This window comes from Arthrobacter sp. zg-Y919 (genome assembly GCF_030142045.1).
Classification (GTDB): domain Bacteria; phylum Actinomycetota; class Actinomycetes; order Actinomycetales; family Micrococcaceae; genus Arthrobacter_B.
Genome location: NZ_CP126242.1, coordinates 1,647,356 through 1,665,904 on the forward strand (window position 1 = coordinate 1,647,356; position 18,549 = coordinate 1,665,904).

An 18,549-nucleotide genomic window follows, 5' to 3' on the forward strand; every position below is an offset into this window, starting at 1 on the left:
CTCCTAGTGCTGGGGATGCTGCGTTCGATGAGGTTGAGGATCCGGATAGTGGCCGCCATGTCAGAACCCCGGAATAAGGCTGATCAGCAGGTCGATGAGCTTGATGCCGATGAACGGTGCAATCACACCGCCCACGCCGTAGATCAGCAGGTTCCGGCTGAGCACCGACGACGAGCCGGCGGCACGGTACTTCACGCCGCGCAGGGCCAGCGGAATCAGCACCACGATGATCAACGCGTTGAAGATCACCGCAGAGAGGATGGCCGACGCCGGCGAATGCAGCTGCATCAGGTTCAGTGCCGCCAGGCCCGGGAAGACGCCCACGAACATGGCCGGGATGATCGCGAAGTACTTGGCGATGTCATTGGCAATCGAGAACGTGGTCAGCGCACCGCGGGTGATGAGCAGCTGCTTGCCGATGCCGACAATGTCGATCAGCTTGGTGGGATCCGAATCCAGGTCCACCATGTTGCCGGCTTCCTTGGCCGCGGAGGTTCCCGTGTTCATGGCCACGCCGACGTCGGCCTGGGCCAGCGCCGGGGCATCGTTCGTTCCGTCGCCGGTCATGGCCACCAGATGTCCGCCGGCCTGTTCGCGGCGGATCAGGGCCATCTTGTCCTCCGGCGTGGCTTCGGCCAGGAAGTCGTCCACGCCTGCTTCGGCCGCGATGGCCTTGGCGGTGTAGGGGTTGTCGCCGGTGATCATGACAGTACGGATGCCCATGGCGCGCAGCTGCGTGAAGCGCTCCTTCAGCCCCTCCTTGACCACGTCCTTGAGGTGGATGACCCCCAGGACCCGGGTGCCGCCGTCGGCGTCGCGGACCGCCACCAGCAGCGGGGTGCCGCCGCCGGTGGAGATTTTCTTCACCTGTTCCTCGACGGCGATCAGGACGTCGACGTCGATGCCGCCGGCTTCGGCGGTCCAGTCCAGGATGGCTGCTGAAGCTCCCTTGCGGATCTTCGCCCCGTCCGGGAAGTCCATACCGCTCATCCGGGTCTGCGCCGTAAAGGGCACGCTGACCGAGCCGGCCGGGGGCTCCGGGCGGCAGCCCTCCGAAGCGGCCAGGTCCACGATGGACTTGCCCTCCGGAGTGGGGTCCCCGAAGGAGGACAGGACGGCAGCATCAATCAGGTCAGTGCTTTCCGTGCCGTTGATCGGGATGAATCCGGCGGCCTGGCGGTTGCCGTACGTGATGGTGCCCGTCTTATCCAGCAGCAGCGTGGTGACGTCGCCGGCGGCCTCGACGGCACGGCCGGACATGGCCAGCACGTTGCGCTGGACCAACCGGTCCATGCCGGCGATGCCGATAGCGGACAGCAACGCACCGATGGTCGTCGGGATCAGGCAGACCAGCAGTGCCACCAGGACGGGGATGCTCACGGTGGCGGACGAGTAGCTGGCCAGCGGGTTCAGGGTCAGCACCACCACCACGAAGATCAGCGAGAGGGTGGCCAGCAGGATGTTCAGCGCGATCTCGTTGGGGGTCTTCTGCCGGGCGGCGCCTTCAACGAGCCGGATCATCCGGTCCACGAAGGTTTCACCCGGTTTGCTGGTGATCCGGACGACGATCCGGTCCGAAAGGACACGGGTGCCGCCGGTGACGGCCGACCGGTCGCCGCCGGATTCGCGGACCACCGGGGCGGATTCGCCGGTGATCGCTGATTCGTCGACCGACGCAATGCCGTCGATGATGTCGCCGTCACCGGGAATGATCTGTCCGGCCTCAACCACCACGACGTCGTCCAGTGCCAGTTCGGCCGAGGGTACTTCGCTCACGGTCGCTGTGAGGGCGGCGGAATCCCGGTCTGCGTCATAGCCGTCCACCCGGTAGGCGGTGGTGGTGGCGCGGCTGTTGCGCAGGCTGGCTGCCTGCGCCTTACCGCGGCCCTCGGCCACCGATTCGGCGAGGTTGGCGAAAATGACGGTGGCCCAGAGCCAGCCCGCAATCAGCCAGGAAAAGGCGCCCGGGACGGGGGTGCCGCCCGAGTCCTGGGGACCGCCGAGGAAGGGTTCCGCGATGGCGATCGCGGTGATCAGGACGGCACCCACTTCGACAATGAACATCACCGGGGTGCGGACCATCAGCCGCGGATCCATTTTCCGGAAGGCTCCGGGCAGGGCGGCGGCCAGCGAGCCCGCAGTGATACCGCGGGCGGCCGGGGCCGGAGCTGAAGCCGGTGCCTCGCTGGGTTCCAGGGGTTTGGTAAGTGTGGACATGGTTATTGCAGTCCTTCCGCCAGGGGACCCAGCGCGAGTACGGGAAAGAAGGTGAGGGCAGTCACGATGACTGTGACGCCGCACAGCAGCGTCACTGACTGGAGCCGGTGGGTCGGCAGGGTGCCGGCCGAGGCCGGGACCTTGCCCTGCTCGGCGAATGCTCCGGCCAGGGCGATCACGAAGACCATCGGCAGGAAGCGTCCCACGAGCATCGCCACGCCCAGTGCGGTGTTCAGCCACGGGGTGTTGGCCGTGAGTCCGGCGAAGGCGGACCCGTTGTTGTTCGCCGCGGAGGTGAAGGCGTACAGGACCTCGCTGAAGCCGTGGAGTCCGGTGTTCAGGATGGAGGTGCCCTCGATGTCGGCCCGGATGCCCGGGACCGCGAAGCTCAGCGCGGTCCCCACCAGGACCAGGGTCGGCATGGTGAGGATGTAGAGGCTGGCGAGCTTGATTTCCTTGGGCCCGATCTTTTTGCCGAGGTATTCCGGGGTGCGTCCCACCAGGAGCCCGGCCACGAAGGCGGTGATGATTGCAAGGATCAGCATGCCGTAGAGGCCCGAACCGACACCGCCGGGCGCCACTTCGCCGAGCATCATGTTCAGCATTGCCATCATGCCGCCCAGCGGACTGAAGCTGTCATGCATGGCGTTCACCGCACCGGTGGACGTCAGCGTGCTGGTGGAGCCGAAGAGCGTCGAGGCGGCAATGCCGTACCGCTGCTCCTTGCCCTCCATTGAACCTGCGGTCCCGTCTGCGGCACCGAACTCGAAGGCGGTCATGGCCGCGAGTGAAACGGTGAAGATACCGGCCATGGCGGCCAGGATGGCGTAGCCCTGCCGGCGGTCCCCCACCATGGTGCCGAAGGTCCGGGGCAGGCTGAACGGGATAACCAGCATCAGGAAGATTTCCACCAGGTTGGTCCACCCGCTGGGGTTTTCGAACGGGTGGGCGGAGTTGGCGTTGAAGAAGCCGCCGCCGTTGGTGCCCAGCAGCTTGATGGCTTCCTGGGAGGCCACCGGACCGCCGGGAACCGTGGAGGTTCCGCCGATCAGGGTGGTGACGGAGGTGAAGCCGTTGAAATTCTGGATCACACCGCCGATCAGCAGCACCAAAGCAGCCACGAAGGCACCCGGCAGCAGCAGCCGCAGGACACCGCGGGTCAGGTCGACCCAGAAGTTGCCGATGGTGGAGGAGTTACGGCCGGCCAGCCCGCGGACCAGGGCCACGGCCACGGCCAGGCCAACGGCTGCCGAAAGGAAGTTCTGCACTGCCAGTCCGGCCATCTGCACCGCGTAACCCATGGTCACTTCGGGCGAATAGGACTGCCAGTTGGTGTTGGCGACGAAGGATGCCGCAGTGTTGAAGGACAGGGCTTCCGGCACGGCGGGGAGGCCGAGCGAGCCGGGCAGCAGGTGCTGGATCCGCTGCAGCAGGTAGAGCAGGAACATGCTGGCCCCGGAGAACACCAGGACGCCGCGCAGGTAGCTTTGCCAGGCCTGGGCGGAGGAACCGTCCACCCCGATCAGGCGGTAGAAGCCGCGTTCCACGCTGAGGTGCTTCTCCGAGGAGTACAACCGGGCCATGTAGTCGCCAAGCGGGCGGTACACCAGGGCCAGCAGGACGACCAGGCTGATGACCTGGGCCGCCGTTACCCACCCGCCCATCAGAACCGCTCCGGCCGGGCAAGAGCTGCGAGGAGATAGAACACCGCGGCTACGCCGAGGCAGAGCGCAAGGACGTTGAAGAAGATCAAAGCTTTTCCACCGCCCCGGCCATCAGGACAAACGCGGCGAAGAGCGCCACGAAGCCAACCACAAAAATTACGTCGAGCACAGGAATTGCCCCCAGCTGGATCTTTCGTACCGCCGTCCGGCAGCACGGGCACACCTTGTGCCGCATTCGATTAGATGCCCTCGCCGAGGCCCCGAATGCCATCCTCACGCTTTCCTCACGTCCCGGCGGTAAACCCTTACGGAATGCCCATGCCTGCGGGTCCCGGCATCCCGTCCCCTGCAGCGGAACCGACGGGTATACACTGTAAACTGCCTATCCGTCCGAAGGGACCGTCATGACCCGGAATACTCCGCTTCACCCGTCCGCCATCGCCGCCGCCGCGGTCCGCATCGCGGACACCGACGGCCTCGACGCCGTCTCCATGCGGCGGGTGGCTGGAGAATTCGGTGTTTCCGCAATGGCCCTCTACCGCCATGTCTCCGACCGGCGGGACCTGCTGCTGCTGATGGCTGACGCAGCCACTGCCGACCACGCCCTCCTGCCGGACCACGACCTCGGCTGGCAGGAGACATTGCAGCACTTCGCCGATGCCCAGTGGCGTGCCTTTTCCGCACATCCCTGGCTGCTGCGCATCGTCCTCACGCCGCGCCGCCTCGTGAACATGGCAACCCCCGCAGAGGTGGAGCTCGTGCTGTCCCGGCTGAAGGCCGCCGGGCTGGACCAGGAGCAGGGCTTCGACTGCCTGCTGGGAATCTCCGCGGCGGTGATCGGTACGGCATCCATCACCGCGGCAGCGAATCACGGGGTTCCGGAACCGGAGGGGGCTGCGGCCGACGGAACACCGGGTCATGCCCTCTGGGGGGCCGACGGCGTGGCGGCCCACCCGCAGGCCGCCCGGTTCCAGGACCAGGGCATCAGCCGCACCACCTCACGCCGGTCCCTCGACTTCTTCGTCGCGAACTTCATTGCCGGCGTCGAACAGGGCCTCAACAAAGCTCCGGGCGCCCCAATCCGCCCGGTTTCACGGAAGGAAGAAAATGAAACTCAGCAATAAGACCGCCATCATCACCGGCGGGGCCGGCGGAATCGGCCAGGGCATTGTCCGGCGGTTCCTCGCAGAAGGCGCCAACGTCGCCGTGGTGGATATCGACCAGGCGCAGGGCGACAAGCTCCTGGCCGACCTCGAGGGCAAGGGCGGGGTCATTTTCATCGCCAAGGACATCTCGAAGCCGGAGAACGCCGAAGCCATCGTGGCCGAAACCGTGGAGCGCTTCGGCGGCCTGGACATCCTGGTCAACAACGCGCATGCCTCCAAGCAGGCACCCATCATGGAAACCACGCCGGAGATCTGGGACCTGTCCTTCAACACGGGCACCATGGCAACCTTCCACCTGATGCGCGCGGCGTATCCGGAACTGAAGAAGACCCGCGGCAGCATCATCAACTTCGGTTCAGGTGCCGGCATCAAGGGCCTGCCGAACCAGGTCGCCTACGCCGCGGCGAAGGAAGCCATCCGGGCCATCTCCCGCACCGCCGCCAACGAGTGGGCTGCGGACGGCATCCGCGTGAACGTGGTCTCGCCGGTCGCCCTTACGCCGGGCATCGTGCAGTGGAGCAAGGCCTTCCCGGAGGCTTACCAGGAAGTCGTTGACGGCGTCCCGCTGGGCCGCCTGGGCGATCCCGAAACAGACATTGCCCCCATCGTGGTCTTCCTGGCCAGCGAGGATTCGCAGTACCTGACCGGCCAGACCCTCATGGCCGACGGCGGCACCATCAAGCTGTACTAACCGGCAGCGGCGGCTGGGCCAAGAACGGCCCAGCCCAACGCCGGCAGCGTCAGCCGCCCGCCCTGGACGTCCAGCCCGCCCGCGCCGGACAGGACGTCCCGGGCGGCGGCCGGCACCTGCACGGTGACCGATGTGTCAGCAAGGTTCATCGCCGTGAACAGTGAGTGGCCGCCGTCGTACACCTCATAGACCAGCTGCTCATTACTCAGCGAATGCACCCGGGTGCGGGCCGCATGCACCCAATGGTGCCGCCGCCGCAGCCCGATCAGCTCCTGATGCAGGGCGTACAGCGGCTGCCCGACCGCCGAGAGATCCTCCGGCGACGCGGGGAAGGACGGCCGGATGTCGTCGTCTCCCCCGGCACGGTCCTCCTTGATCCCCCGGTAGCCCTGCTCGTCGCCGTAATAGACCACCGGGGTGCCCGGCAGGGTGAACAGCAGCACCAGCGCATGGGCAAGCCGGCCCGAGTCCCCCAGCCGACTGGCGATGCGGGTGACGTCATGGTTGCCGATGAACGTCAGCGGCACGAAGGTGTCCAGGAAGGTGTTGTGCCGCTCGAGCGCAGCCGACAGCTCAAAGAAATTCGCCTCCGCGAGCGAGCTCCAGACCGCCTTCCACAACTCATACTGGGTGACCGAGTCCAGGTGCCCGGCAACCACGTCCGCCGGATAGTCGCCGTGGATGTACTCCCCCACGAAGTACGCATCGGGGAACTCGGAGCGGACGTTGTCCAGCACGGCGGCCCAGAACGACGACGGCACTGCGTAGGCGGCATCAAGGCGCCACCCGTCGGCTCCGCGGCGCAGCCAGTGCTTAATCACGTCAGCCACGAAGTCCACCACGGCGGGTGCGTTATGGTTCAGCGCAACGAGGTGGTGGTGGCCCTCGAAATCCGCGTACTCGGGTTCGGTCCCGGGAGTCCAGGTATCCGGCCAGGAGAATCGAAACCAGTCCGCCGTCGGCGCGTCCGGTCCCTGTTCCAGCGCCTGCCGGAACGGCGCAAAGAAGCGGCCGGTGTGGTTGAAGACGCCGTCCAGGAGGACCCGGATGCCGCGGGCGTGGGCCTGCGCAATGAGTTCGTCGAAGTCGGCGTCGTCCCCGAGCCGCGGATCGATCCGGTAATAGTCCGTGGTGTCATAGCCGTGGGTTTCAGAGGCAAACACCGGTCCGAGCGCGAGGCCGGAGGCACCCATTTCCACGAGGTAATCGAGCCACGGCAGCAGCCGGGTCAATCCGTGGCGATCCATGGGTGTGCCGGGGAGTGGGTCTGGAAGCGGGTCGGGAAGCGCAGCCTTTTCCGCTCCGGCGAACCCCAGCGGGTAGACCTGCCACCACACCACGTGCTGGACCCAATCGGGTGTCATCGGATTCTTCCCTTCGCGCTGCGTCCTGGTCTCTCCCAGTCTGCCATCAGCACGCTTAGCGTCGTAAATCCCCGCTGACGCTAGTCCCGCCGGTACCCGCCCTGTCCGGGAACGTGGAGACTGTGGCGACCATGGCGCTAGAGCATGCGGTTCGGAACGGCGGGGAACGCCTTCGCGTCGTAGAGCTTGGCGACGGCGGCCATGTAGTCGGTCCACTGCGCACCAGCGATGGCGGAGCCGTCCACGTAGGAGCGGGTGACACCGTTAATCGACTGATTGTTCAGCGAGGAGTAGGAGTTCCAGTTGCCCACCCACGAGGCCGTGGAGATGCCGGTGGTGTAGCCCACCGTCCAGGTCTGCTCGGACATGTCCGTGGTGCCGGTCTTCGCCGCAGCCGGCACACCGATGGGATGGATGCTGCCGGGTGAACCCTCCACCAGCTTCTGCAGCGGCTGCGTCACGGCAGCGGCCACGTCTGCGTCGATGGCCTGGGTGCATTCCCCACCGGGAACGTCATAGGCGTTGCCCCGGCCATCCGTGACCTCCGTCAGTGCCGTCGGCTCGCAGTACGTGCCGCCGCTGGCGAAGGTGGCGTAGGCGGAGGCCATGGTCAGCGGAGCGACTTCCTGGCCGCCGAGCACGAAGGAGGGGCTGGTGACTTCCAGCGGTTCCCCGTCCACTGCCCGGTGGACGCCCATATCGGTGGCCGTGTCCCGGATGTCGCACAGGTCCAGCTGCGCGGCCTGTGCAACGGTGGCGGTGTTGACGGACTGGGTGAGGCCCTCCGCCACGGTCATTTTCTTCTCAAAGCCCTCGGAGGCGTTCTTGAATTTCCACTCGTCGAATTCGGCGTTGGCGCCGAGGCAGCTGGCTTTCCATTTGAAGCCGGCGGGGTAGGACGTCCGGGTGGCGTCGATGGTGTCGTTGAGGCCGCGGCCTGAGGCCAGCCAGGCCGCCGTCGTGAACGGCTTCATGGTGGACCCGGGCTGGAAGCCGTAGGGGGTGCCGCCCATGTCCGCGTCGACGTTGAAGTTCAGTTGGGTTTTGCCCTTGCCCAGTTCCGGGGTGTACTCCGTGTTTTGGGCCATGGCCAGGATCTTGCCGGTGCCCGGTTCCACGGAAACGATTGCGGAACCTGCCCCGGATGCGTCTCCCACCGGAACCTGGGCTTCGATTTGTTTCTGGGCCTGCGACTGCAGCCGCGAGTCGAGCGTGGTCCGGATGGTCAGGCCGCCCCGGGCCAGGAGCTTGGCGCGTTCTTCGACGTCGGCGCCGAAGGCCTCGGACTGCAATACCGTCTGCTCCACGTAGCTGCAGAAGTACTGGGCCATCTCGGCTCCCGTGCACCCCGACGTTACGTTCTGCGGGTTCAGGTCCAGCCCGGAGGCCACGGCCTGGTCGTATTCGGCCTGGGTGAGCTTGCCGTTCTTCAGCATGGCCGCGAGGACGGTGTCCCTGCGGTCCTTCGTGCCTTCGGGGTTGGTGAAGGGGTTGTAGTGGCTGGGCGACTGCACCATGCCGGCCAGCATGGCTGACTGTGCCGGAGTCAGGTCTGCGGCGGTCACGCCGAAGAAGCTGTGTGCCGCGGCCTCCACGCCGTAGGTCTGTCCGCCGAAGAGGACAATATTCAGGTAGCCCTCAAGGATCTCTTCCTTGGTGTACTCCTTTTCCACGGCGACGGCGAGCTTGGCTTCGCGGAGCTTGTCCCCCAGGTCCTTGGTGCCGCTGATGGTCAGGTCGCTGCCGCCCTTGCCGTCGGCCATATCCCGGCTGATCAGCACGTTGTTCACGTACTGCATGGTCAGGGTGGAGGCGCCCTGCGTATCCGAACCGGCGGCGTTGGAGGCAACGGCGCGGGCCACACCCGTGAAGTCGATGCCGTTGTGCTCGAAGAAGCGGGCGTCCTCGATGGAGACAATGGCATCCTGCATGCTCTGCGACATTTCGTCCAGCTTCACCGGTACCCGGTTCTGCGAGTAGAACGTAGCCAGCAACACGCCGTCGGCGCTGTAGATCTTCGAGCCCTCGTCCAGGGGACCGGTTTCCAGCTCATCGGGCAGCTGGTCCAGTACGCCCACGGCCATGTCGGTTCCCGTGGCAGCCACTGCGGCCATGGGGATCAGGGTGCTGGCGGCAAGCACGCCGGCGAGCAGGCTGACGAGGAAGAACGCGACCAACCGTCCGGGCACGGAGAGTCGCTCGAAGAATGAGGGTTTGGGGGGACGCATCCGATTAATTTAGCGACACTGCCTGTGAAGGGTCTTGACCGTAAAGAGCGCCGCGGGTATAAGCCCGGATCTATGCATGGCCCAGCGGTCCTGGAAATTCCGCGTCGTTGCAGGGATCTGCACGTGCCGCGGGTCTCCATGACGAGGCCTGCGGCGGGTCCGGCCCGCACTGCAGCCGAGAACAAAATCACACCAAACCGGCACCCTTTGGGCTTACCCCGGGTAGGTCTCCGGGGTTCCCTCCGGGGGCGGCCAGGGGGTTGTCCACGGGGGCGGCCCCGGGGCGGAGCCGGGCCAGCACGCCTGTCTGCTGCAGCAGTGAGAACCGGTCCGGCACACCCCAGTGCTCGGTGATCCGCCCGTCAACCACCGTGGCAATATCCACTACGGTCAGCTCAACCGCCTTACCGCTCGGCGGGCCGAAAAACGGTCCCGTGTTGGTGCCCCGCCCGTAGAAGCGGACCCAGGCCGTGTTGCCCCGGGTGGCCCAGTCCTCGAGGTCGTAGTGCAGGTCCGGCATGGCTTCGTGGACCTGCGTGATGGCCTTCTTCACGTGGGCTATCGCCTCGGCTCCGCGGCCCTCGAGTCCAAACTGATGCTCAATCAGGTCCGGGGAGCACAACTCGTCCACTAGGTCTGTGTTCCCCCGGGCGAATCCCTCGAACAGGATCCGCCGCAGCACGTGCACTCCCTCGGGCAGGTCTTCTGCGTCCATGACGGGCTCCTCGCATCCGTGCGGCATTCCTTCCGACCATACGGCGGGGCCGCGCAGGGAAAAAGGCGCGAAGGGCAAACCAGTGCGGCGGCAGCGGCTGCGGGGTCGGCTGAGGGGTCGGCTGAGGGATCGGCTGTGGGGTCGGCTGAGGGGCCGCAAGCTCCTGCCGGGACGAACAAAGGAGGGGCCGCCGTCGAACAAACGACGGCGGCCCCTCCTGTGTAGCTGTACTGCGGTACTAGCTGTACTGCTGCTGGCTACCTGTACCGCTGGCTGGCTAGTACCGCAGCGACGGCGCTTTAGGCGTCGACAACAATGGCCGTGATGGCCGGGGTGCGGTTGTAGAAGCGGCGCATCCAGTTGGCGACGGCGCGCTCAATCACGTCTTCGAGCTCCTCGCCCTTCGGTCCGCGGCCGGTGGCGGCGTTGGCCAGGGCCTTCTCCACCGCTTCCTCCGCCTTGCGCAGGTCCTCGGACTTGACGGTGAAGCCCTTGGTGAAGAACTCAGCCGGCTCGGCGATGGTGCCGGTGTCGGCATCGACCAGGGCCAGCACCGTTACGGCGCCTTCCTCGGCCAGCTGCATGCGTTCCTTCAGGGTTTCCTCGGTGGTGTGGCCGACGCTGTCGCCATCCACGAAGACCAGGTCCACCTGGTGCTTGCCGGAGATCGTGGCACGGCCGCGGCGCAGGTCGACGGTCATGCCGTTCTCCGCGATGACCACGTCGCGGGGATCCATTCCGGTCGCCTCTGCGATGGCTCCGTTGGCCTTGAGGTGGCGCCATTCGCCGTGCACCGGCATCACGTTGCGCGGCTTGACGATGTTGTAGCAGTAGGCGAGTTCGCCGGCGCTGGCGTGGCCGGAGACGTGCACCTTGGCATTGCCCTTGTGCACCACGTTGGCGCCGATCTTGGTCAGGTTGTTGATGATGCCGTAAATGGCATTCTCATTACCCGGGATCAGCGAGCTGGCCATCAACACCGTGTCACCCTCGTGGATGCGGATCTGGTGGTCCTTGTTGGCCATGCGGGACAGGGCAGCCATGGGCTCGCCCTGCGAACCGGTGCAGATCAGCACCACCTTGTGGTCATCGGTGCGCTGCAGCGACTTGAAGTCCACCAGGATGCCCTTGGGGATGTTCAGGTAGCCCAGTTCCTCGGCGATGGTCATGTTGCGGATCATCGAGCGGCCCACGAAGGAGACCTTGCGGTTGTAGCGCGATGCCGCGTCGATGACCTGCTGGATGCGGTGGATGTGGCTGGCGAAGCTGGAAACGATGATGCGGCGCGGCGCGGTGCGGAACACCGTGTCGATGGCCGGGGCCAGTTCCTTTTCCGAGGCCATGAAGCCGGGAACCTCGGCGTTGGTGGAGTCGGTGAGGAACAGGTCCACGCCTTCCACGCCGAGCCGGGCGAAGCCGGTGAGGTCGGTGATGCGGCGGTCCAGCGGGAACTGGTCCATCTTGAAGTCGCCGGTGTGCAGCGCCATGCCGGCGGCCGTGCGGATGGCGATGGCCAGGCCGTCCGGGATGGAGTGGTTCACGGCAAGGAACTCAAGGTCGAAGCCGCCGATGGTGCGGCGGTCGCCTTCCTTGACCTGGATCAGCTTGGGCTTGATCCGGTGTTCCTTGAGCTTGGCTTCGATGAAGGCCAGGGTCAGCTTGGAGCCGACGATGGGGATGTCGGAGCGCTCGCGCAGCAGGTAGGGCACGCCGCCGATGTGGTCTTCGTGGCCGTGCGTCAGGACGACGGCGACGACGTCCTGCAGACGGTCGCGGATGGCGGTGAAGTCAGGCAGGATCAGGTTTACGCCCGGGTGTTCTTCTTCGGGGAAGAGCACGCCGCAGTCAACGATCAGCAGTTTGCCGTCGAATTCGAAAACGGTCATGTTCCTGCCGATTTCGCCAAGGCCGCCGAGGTTCATGACACGCATGGTTCCCTTGGCTAGTTCCCGGGGGGCTTTCAGGACGGCAGGTGTTCTATTCACGGATGATGGTTCTTTCGTTGGGGATCAATTACAAAGGTGGAACGGCAGCCGTACGGCGGCATTCCGGAAGTCTGTGGTGCGGCCAGAACAGGGCCGGCAGCTGTTGTGCTTCTTTCATTCTATTGACTTTTCCGGCGCGCCGGGGACACCGGGCTCTTCGGGAGAGTCTCGGACGGGTCCGGAGGGGGTTCCTGGACCGCTTTCCAAGCAGGTCAGCGGTGCATCAGGCCCGCTGAAGGGCCGCCTTCTGCGACCGGGAAATTCCGGTGCTTTGGCCGCAGTTGGAGCAGGTGAAGGCGTAGCGGCGGCTGGTTGTGAGCACGGGGATGAAGAACAGCGTCAGCCGGTTGGCCCGCTCCTCTACCTGCTGCTGGGCATAGGCACCGCAGTACTGACAGGTGGCCGGACGCGAAAAGAGAGTACGGAGGACGGTCTTGAATCCGATGAGGACGAACATCCATCCACTGTACGTCGCGGCGGAAGGCCGCGGCATGGGGACACGCGGGCTTTACTAAGCTTGCTTAGGACTGGGGGTGCTGGATACGTTTCGCGCATGGAATTCCGCCATCCGCAGCCCGGGTACCTGCTGCCGCTGAAGTGGACCGACGACGCCGGCCTCGAAGAGCTCGCGAAGTACCTGGAACAGCTGTGCGCACATCTGCGGGTCCTGGTGGTGGACGGCTCCGACGAGGAACGGTACGCAGCACATGCGCAGGCCTTCCCAGCTGCCGTGCGCCATTGCCGGCCCCAACACCCCGAGTGCCGGAACGGCAAAGTCAGCGGCGTCCTCACCGGCGTCGACATGGCTGAGACTGAGATCCTCATCATCGCGGACGACGACGTCCGGTACACGCTGCCGCAGCTGGAACGGATCCACACCCTGTTGGGGGACGCCGACGTCGTCCGCCCACAGAACTACTTCCCCTCCCCCATGCCGTGGCACGCCCGCTGGGACACCGGCCGGACCTTACTGAACCGTGCGTTCGGTGCGGACTACCCGGGGACGCTGGCGGTGCGGACTGCGGTGCTGCGGCGGACGGGCGGTTACAGCGGGGATGCATTATTCGAAAACCTTGAGCTCCTGCGGACTGTCCGGGCTGCCGGTGGGCGCGAGGTGCGCGCTAATGACCTGTTCATTGCCCGGATCCCCGCCTCTACGCGCCACTTTCTCCGTCAGCGGGTGCGCCAGGCCTACGACGATATGGCCCAGCCGCTGCGGTTGGCTGCCGAGTTGTCCCTGCTGCCCGCCCTGGTGTGGGGCGCGCGGAGGCCGCGGCGCCTGATTGCGCTCGCTGCTGCCGCTATGGGTACAGCGGAATACGGACGCAGGCGCGACGGCGGACGTCAGGTGTTCGGGCCGACATCGGCCCTGTGGGCTCCCCTGTGGCTGGTTGAACGGGCGTTGGGTGTCTGGGTTGCCGTGCACTGGCGGCTGCGCGGCGGGGTGCCGTATTCCGGTACGAGGCTGAAGATCGCCGCACACTCGGTGCGTTGGATCCGGCGGTCACTTGGGGACTGACCGCAGGGCTGGACCTGGTGGGGCTGGTGTCCGCGAGCGCCGCCAGGGTGGGGTTGGGTCAGCGGGCGCCGCGAGGGTGGGGCTGGTGACCGCAGGGCTGAACCGGGGAGCGCCGCGAGGTTGGGGCTGGTGTCCGCAGGGCTCGGCCGGGTGCGGCTTGGTGTCCGCGAGCGCCGCGAGGTTGGATGGATTCTCTGGTTTCCGTGCCCATACCGTCGGCTACAGCCATGCACCCTTCCCACCTAAAAACAGGTAGTACTTCGGGTAGATATCGTCTTCCTCTGCCTGTTGGCAGCCGATAAACTCGAACACATGTTCGAATATCCCGCGCATGAACCTGATCCCCATGGGCCTCGCCCCCATGGACGCCGTCAGCATGAAAGCGAATCCGGCGCGGCCCCTTCCGGGATCAGCAGCGCCCTGGTGAACACCTGGGTTGAGGTACTTGCAGACCAGAACGGCGCCGAACCGGCCCAGCGGGCTGACACGGAACTCATCGACCGGATTCGTGCCCTCGAGGAGTTGAAGGCTGCGGCGTCGGCCGCGCAGGCCCGGGCAGCTGCCGCATTTGATGCCTCGCAGCGGAGGAAGCAGGCCCAGGGTGGACTGCCGGCGAACAAGCAGGGCTGGGGTGTGGCCTCACAGATAGCCTTGGCCCGGAGGGAGTCAGCCAACCGCGGTGGGCGCCTGCTGGGGTTCGCCCATGCGTTGGTGCAGGAGATGCCGTGCACCCTCCATGCCCTAAGCAACGGGAAGATCAGCGAATGGCGGGCGACGCTGCTTGTGCGCGAGACCGCCTGCCTGAGTGTGGAAGACCGGCAGCGGGTGGATCGGGAAGTGGCTGGAGACCTGGAGGTGCTGGAAACCCTGGGAGACCGGCAGATTATTTCCCGCGCCAGGGCTGCGGCCTACCGGCTGGATCCACAGGCCGCTGTGAACCGGGCGGCCAAGGCTGCGTCCGAACGTTTCGTCTCCTGCCGTCCAGCCCCGGACACCATGACCTACCTGACCGGGCTTCTCCCGGTAAGCCAGGGCGTAGGGGTATACGCTGCCCTGTCGCGGGAGGCAGACCGGCTGACGACTGCCGGAGACGGCCGTACACGGGGACAGATCATGGCGGACACCCTCGTCCAACGGATCACGGGCAAGGTAAACGCGGACGAGATGAACGTCGAGGTCCAGCTCGTTATGACCGACCTGGCCCTGCTGGCCGCCGACTCCGAACCGGCACTGGTCCCCGGATATGGTCCCGTTCCGGCACAGTGGGCAAGGGACCTGGTCCGGCGCAGGAATTCCCGAGGCGGCAGCACCAACAATTCCGAACTGACGAACGATCCAGGTGCAGGCAAACGAGCCCAGACGTGGGTCCGGCGGCTCTACACTGCTCCCGAATCCGGCGAGCTGGCCGCAATGGACTCCCGGGCACGGTTGTTCCCTCCATCCGTCGCCCGATTCATCGCCGCCCGGGACCAAACCTGCCGGATGCCGTGGTGTGGTGCCCCTATTCGCAACTTCGACCACATCCGCCGGCACAGTCAGGGTGGTCCCACCAGCGTGATGAACGGGCAGGGGCTGTGCGAGGCCTGCAACCAGGCCAAGGAAGCACCGGGTTGGTCGGCCACCGTCGTAAAGCCGCCCGGGGCAGCAGGAGCAGCGGGTAGAGCGGGAACAGCAGGAGCAGCGGGAAGAGCGGGGCATACCGTCGAGACCTCCACGCCTACGGGACACACCTACCGTTCCACGGCGCCGCCAATGGTTGGGGCACCCTATGAGGCCGGTTCCTCAGCTGACGAAGGGACCATGGTTGAAAGAATCATCGCCGACGTCATCTGGGCGGCTTAGGAGTCGGCCTGGGTTGGCTTAGGCGCTCGCCGACCTGTCCCCGTCAGTCCCGGTCAGCGAGCGCCAACGGTAGGCTGTGGGGATGGCCAGATACTTTGACGTACACCCGGAAAACCCGCAGCCGAGGGCCATCGGCCAGATTGTGAACCTGCTCGAATCCGGCGGCTTGATCGCCTACCCCACTGACTCCTGCTACGCACTGGGCGTGCAGCTGGGGAACCGTGAAGGGCTGGAACGCATCCGGCAGATCCGTCAGCTGGACGACAAACACCACTTCACCTTGGTGTGCCACAACTTCGCCCAGCTCGGCCAGTTCGTACAGCTGGATAACTCCGTGTTCCGCAGCATCAAGGCCGCAACTCCCGGCAGTTACACCTTCATCCTTCCGGCGGTCAAGGAAGTCCCCAAGTGGCTGCTCCACCCCAAGAAGCGGACGGTCGGCGTACGCATCCCGGACAACATCGTGGTCCAGTCGATCCTGGAGGGCCTCGGCGAACCGCTGCTCTCCAGCACGCTGCTGCTACCCGGCGACGAGGACCCGATGACTCAGGGCTGGGAGATCAAGGAGCGGCTGGACCATCAGGTGGACGCCGTGATCGATTCCGGCTTCTGCGGCCCGGACCCCACCACCGTCATCGATTTCTCCGGGGATACCCCGGAGATCGTCCGTCGCGGCACAGGTGATCCGACGCCCTTCGAGTAACCACAGCGGTCCGGGGTCTTTATCGATTCCTGCGGTTGACTGTCCCCGCGCACGCGCAGAGTCTGACACGCGTCAGGGGGGCCACGGCTAGTCACTCGCAGGGAATCCACATGAAAAAGACGGTTAAGGCAGTATCGACGGCGCTACTGAGTGCCTGTGTCCTGGCAGGATGCGGCATCGGAACCGGGCTTCCGGGGACAGGCGGCGGGACCGGACATCCCACCGCCTCCCCCGGGCCTACGACTTCACCACCCACACCCACCGCTTCCCCCACCAACTCCCCCACAGGCACACCCACACCGACCGGGACCCAGACGCCCACACCGACACCGACACCGACACCCCCGGATGATGGTGGCGACGACGACGGCGACGGCGACGCCGTGAACGTCATCCTCATGGTGGGTGACGGCATGGGCACGGCCCAGCGGGACGCCATCCGGCTGGCCTCGGTGGGCCTGACCGGAGAACTGGCTATGGACTCGTTGCCCGAAGTAGGCCGGGTGCACACCAACTCAGCGGATCCAGAGACCTTCATTACCGATTCCGCGGCTGCCGCCACCTCCATGGCCACAGGAGTAAAGACCTACAACGGCGCCATTGGGGTGGACCTTGCGCAGCAGCCTGTGTCCACGGCCCTGGAAGTCGCGGAACGGCTCGGGAAATCCTCCGGCCTGGTCACCACCAGCCAGGTCACCGACGCGACCCCCGCAGCCTTCGGATCCCACGTACTGGACCGGAACGAGCAGAGCGCCATCGCAGCCCAGTTCCTGCGCAGTTCCCACCCCGAAGTGATCCTCGGCGGCGGAGAGGACTACTGGTACCCGGCGGGCAACCCGGGCAGGTACCCCGATAACCCAGCAGAGGATGAATCCGAGGAGAGCGCCGGCACCGAGGGCAACCTCGTGGAAGAGGCACAGGAACAGGGGTACGAATACGTCTGGGACCTGCCCGGGCTGGAGGCAGCGGAGGGCGATATGCTGCTCGGGCTTTTCGCCAACGAGGAAATGTTCCAGTACGGCGACGACATTGATGACGCCTACGACCCCGCCGTGCCGCTGACCGAGATGACCCGCAAGGCCATCGATGTCCTGGACAACAACCAGGAGGACAACGGCTTCTTCCTCATGGTGGAGGAAGAAGGAACCGATGCGATGAGCCACGTCAATAACGGCGCCTTGACCATTGAGTCCGGTATCGAATTCGACCGGTCCGTGGCCCTGGCGAAGGAGTACGCCGAGCAGGACGGAAACACCCTGCTGATCACGGTGGGCGACCACGAGACCGGCGGCATGTCCATCGAACCGCTGGGCGATGATTCCAATCCGGACAGCCCGGTGCAGGAAGGCCCGTTCGACGTCGCCAATTCCGACCAGCAGTTCCAGATCGACTGGACCACCGGCGGCCACACAGGCGACGACGTGCCACTGACCGCGATGGGTCCGGGCTCGGAAATGCTGACCGGCGTGTACGAAAACACCCGCATCTTCGACGTCATGGTGTCTGTGATGCGTTCCGGAACGGACCGCGACTTCGACCTCCAGGCCCACCGCGGCGGACGTGGCGAAGTGACGGAGGAATCCCTTGCCGCCTTCGCCCACTCGCTGGAACTCGGCGTGACCACCCTGGAACTCGATGCGGTCCTCACCGAGGACGAACGGGTGATTGTTTGGCATGACGACCTCATCCTGGCCACAAAGTGCGCCGACACTGCCCCGGCAACCGCCGGCGATGCGGAATTCCCGTATGTGGGTGACCGCGTAGCGGACCTGACCCTGGCGCAGGTGCAGACCCTGGACTGCGGCTACGCCCAGCTGCCGGGCTACCCGGAGCAGGACGTGGCGGAGGGCAACCGGATCGCCGAGTTGAGCGACGTCTATGACCTCGCCCGCGAGTACCGTGCCCGCCGGATCCACTTCAATGTCGAAACGAAGGTGGAAGAGGGCCTGCCCGGCGGACCGCGCAGCGTGGCCCTCACCGAAGCGGTAGTGGACGTGGTGCGCGACTCCGGCCGGGAACGCCGCACCACCATCCAGTCCTTCGACTGGTCCACCCTGAATCTGGTGGACCGGATCGCCCCGGAGCTGACACTCGTAGCCCTCGCCAGCACCGCGCAGGACCTCGGCGTCGGCCAACCGGGCGCCGCCCCGCAACTGGGAGGTATCGACATTGATGACTTCGGCGGTGACGTTGCCTGGGCCGCGGCTGCCCAGGGCTACGACGTCATCTCGCCGATCTTCACCACCGTCACCGCGGAACTTGTACAGAGCGCCCATAACCGCGGCCTGACCGTCATCCCCTGGACGGTCAATGAGGTGGCGGACATGCACCGCCTGATCGACCTGGGGGTGGACGGCATCATCACCGACTACCCCACGAGGCTGCGCGCGGTGCTGGCCGAGCGGGGGTTTGAGCTCCCCCGCCCCTACCAGCGCTAACCGCCCCCTCTTTTTCG

14 protein-coding genes are annotated in these 18,549 nt (G+C 65.9%); 6 read left to right on the plus strand and 8 right to left on the minus strand.

All coding sequences use genetic code 11. The features are described 5' to 3' along the window. Window positions 1-60 precede the first annotated feature (60 nt). From kdpB to QNO10_RS07760, 3 genes are all read right to left on the minus strand, one after another. A complete protein-coding gene (kdpB, locus tag QNO10_RS07750) occupies window positions 61-2,217 on the minus strand; it encodes a potassium-transporting ATPase subunit KdpB (protein ID WP_229948115.1) in 2,157 nt (718 codons plus the stop codon). Window positions 2,218-2,219: 2 nt separating this feature from the next. Next, window positions 2,220-3,881, minus strand: a complete 1,662-nt coding sequence (kdpA, locus tag QNO10_RS07755; protein ID WP_229948112.1) for a potassium-transporting ATPase subunit KdpA — start codon at window positions 3,879-3,881, stop codon at window positions 2,220-2,222. Between the two features lie 85 nt (window positions 3,882-3,966). Further along, window positions 3,967-4,116, minus strand: coding sequence for a hypothetical protein (locus QNO10_RS07760; RefSeq protein WP_229948110.1), 150 nt, complete (start codon window positions 4,114-4,116; stop codon window positions 3,967-3,969). A 169-nt stretch (window positions 4,117-4,285) separates the two neighbouring features. Between QNO10_RS07760 and QNO10_RS07765 the strand changes: the two genes are divergently transcribed. After that, complete coding sequence (locus QNO10_RS07765; RefSeq protein ID WP_229948108.1) at window positions 4,286-5,005, plus strand: TetR/AcrR family transcriptional regulator; 720 nt, start codon at window positions 4,286-4,288, stop codon at window positions 5,003-5,005. After that, on the plus strand, window positions 4,989-5,738 hold the full coding sequence (locus QNO10_RS07770) for an SDR family NAD(P)-dependent oxidoreductase (protein ID WP_229948106.1): 750 nt from the start codon (window positions 4,989-4,991) through the stop codon (window positions 5,736-5,738). Before QNO10_RS07765 ends, QNO10_RS07770 begins: the two co-directional genes overlap by 17 nt. Here QNO10_RS07770 and QNO10_RS07775 read toward each other — a convergent pair. The 5 genes from QNO10_RS07775 to QNO10_RS07795 form a co-directional block, all read right to left on the minus strand. Then, the gene (locus QNO10_RS07775; protein WP_229948104.1) at window positions 5,735-7,102 is read right to left on the minus strand and encodes an alpha-amylase family glycosyl hydrolase; all 1,368 of its coding nucleotides are present in this window, start codon (window positions 7,100-7,102) and stop codon (window positions 5,735-5,737) included. The genes QNO10_RS07770 and QNO10_RS07775 overlap by 4 nt on opposite strands. Window positions 7,103-7,239: 137 nt before the next feature. Then, a complete protein-coding gene (locus QNO10_RS07780) occupies window positions 7,240-9,330 on the minus strand; it encodes a transglycosylase domain-containing protein (protein WP_229948102.1) in 2,091 nt (696 codons plus the stop codon). A gap of 187 nt (window positions 9,331-9,517) precedes the next feature. Beyond that, window positions 9,518-10,045, minus strand: coding sequence for an ester cyclase (locus tag QNO10_RS07785; RefSeq protein WP_229948100.1), 528 nt, complete (start codon window positions 10,043-10,045; stop codon window positions 9,518-9,520). Between the two features lie 299 nt (window positions 10,046-10,344). Then, window positions 10,345-11,976: a ribonuclease J gene (locus tag QNO10_RS07790; RefSeq protein WP_229948089.1), complete on the minus strand. Its 1,632-nt coding sequence runs from the start codon at window positions 11,974-11,976 to the stop codon at window positions 10,345-10,347. 277 nt (window positions 11,977-12,253) lie between these two features. Then, window positions 12,254-12,487: a zinc-ribbon domain-containing protein gene (locus tag QNO10_RS07795; protein ID WP_229948087.1), complete on the minus strand. Its 234-nt coding sequence runs from the start codon at window positions 12,485-12,487 to the stop codon at window positions 12,254-12,256. 96 nt (window positions 12,488-12,583) lie between these two features. On the opposite strand from QNO10_RS07795, the gene QNO10_RS07800 reads away from it, so the two are divergent. From QNO10_RS07800 to QNO10_RS07815, 4 genes are all read left to right on the plus strand, one after another. After that, window positions 12,584-13,549, plus strand: a complete 966-nt coding sequence (locus QNO10_RS07800; RefSeq protein WP_229948085.1) for a glycosyltransferase family 2 protein — start codon at window positions 12,584-12,586, stop codon at window positions 13,547-13,549. Between the two features lie 312 nt (window positions 13,550-13,861). Then, window positions 13,862-15,391, plus strand: a complete 1,530-nt coding sequence (locus QNO10_RS07805) for an HNH endonuclease (protein ID WP_229948083.1) — start codon at window positions 13,862-13,864, stop codon at window positions 15,389-15,391. A gap of 82 nt (window positions 15,392-15,473) precedes the next feature. Further along, window positions 15,474-16,094, plus strand: coding sequence for an L-threonylcarbamoyladenylate synthase (locus QNO10_RS07810; RefSeq protein WP_229948081.1), 621 nt, complete (start codon window positions 15,474-15,476; stop codon window positions 16,092-16,094). A 110-nt stretch (window positions 16,095-16,204) separates the two neighbouring features. Then, entirely contained in the window at window positions 16,205-18,532 is a 2,328-nt protein-coding gene (locus QNO10_RS07815) for an alkaline phosphatase (protein WP_229948079.1), read from the plus strand. Window positions 18,533-18,549: the final 17 nt, after the last annotated feature.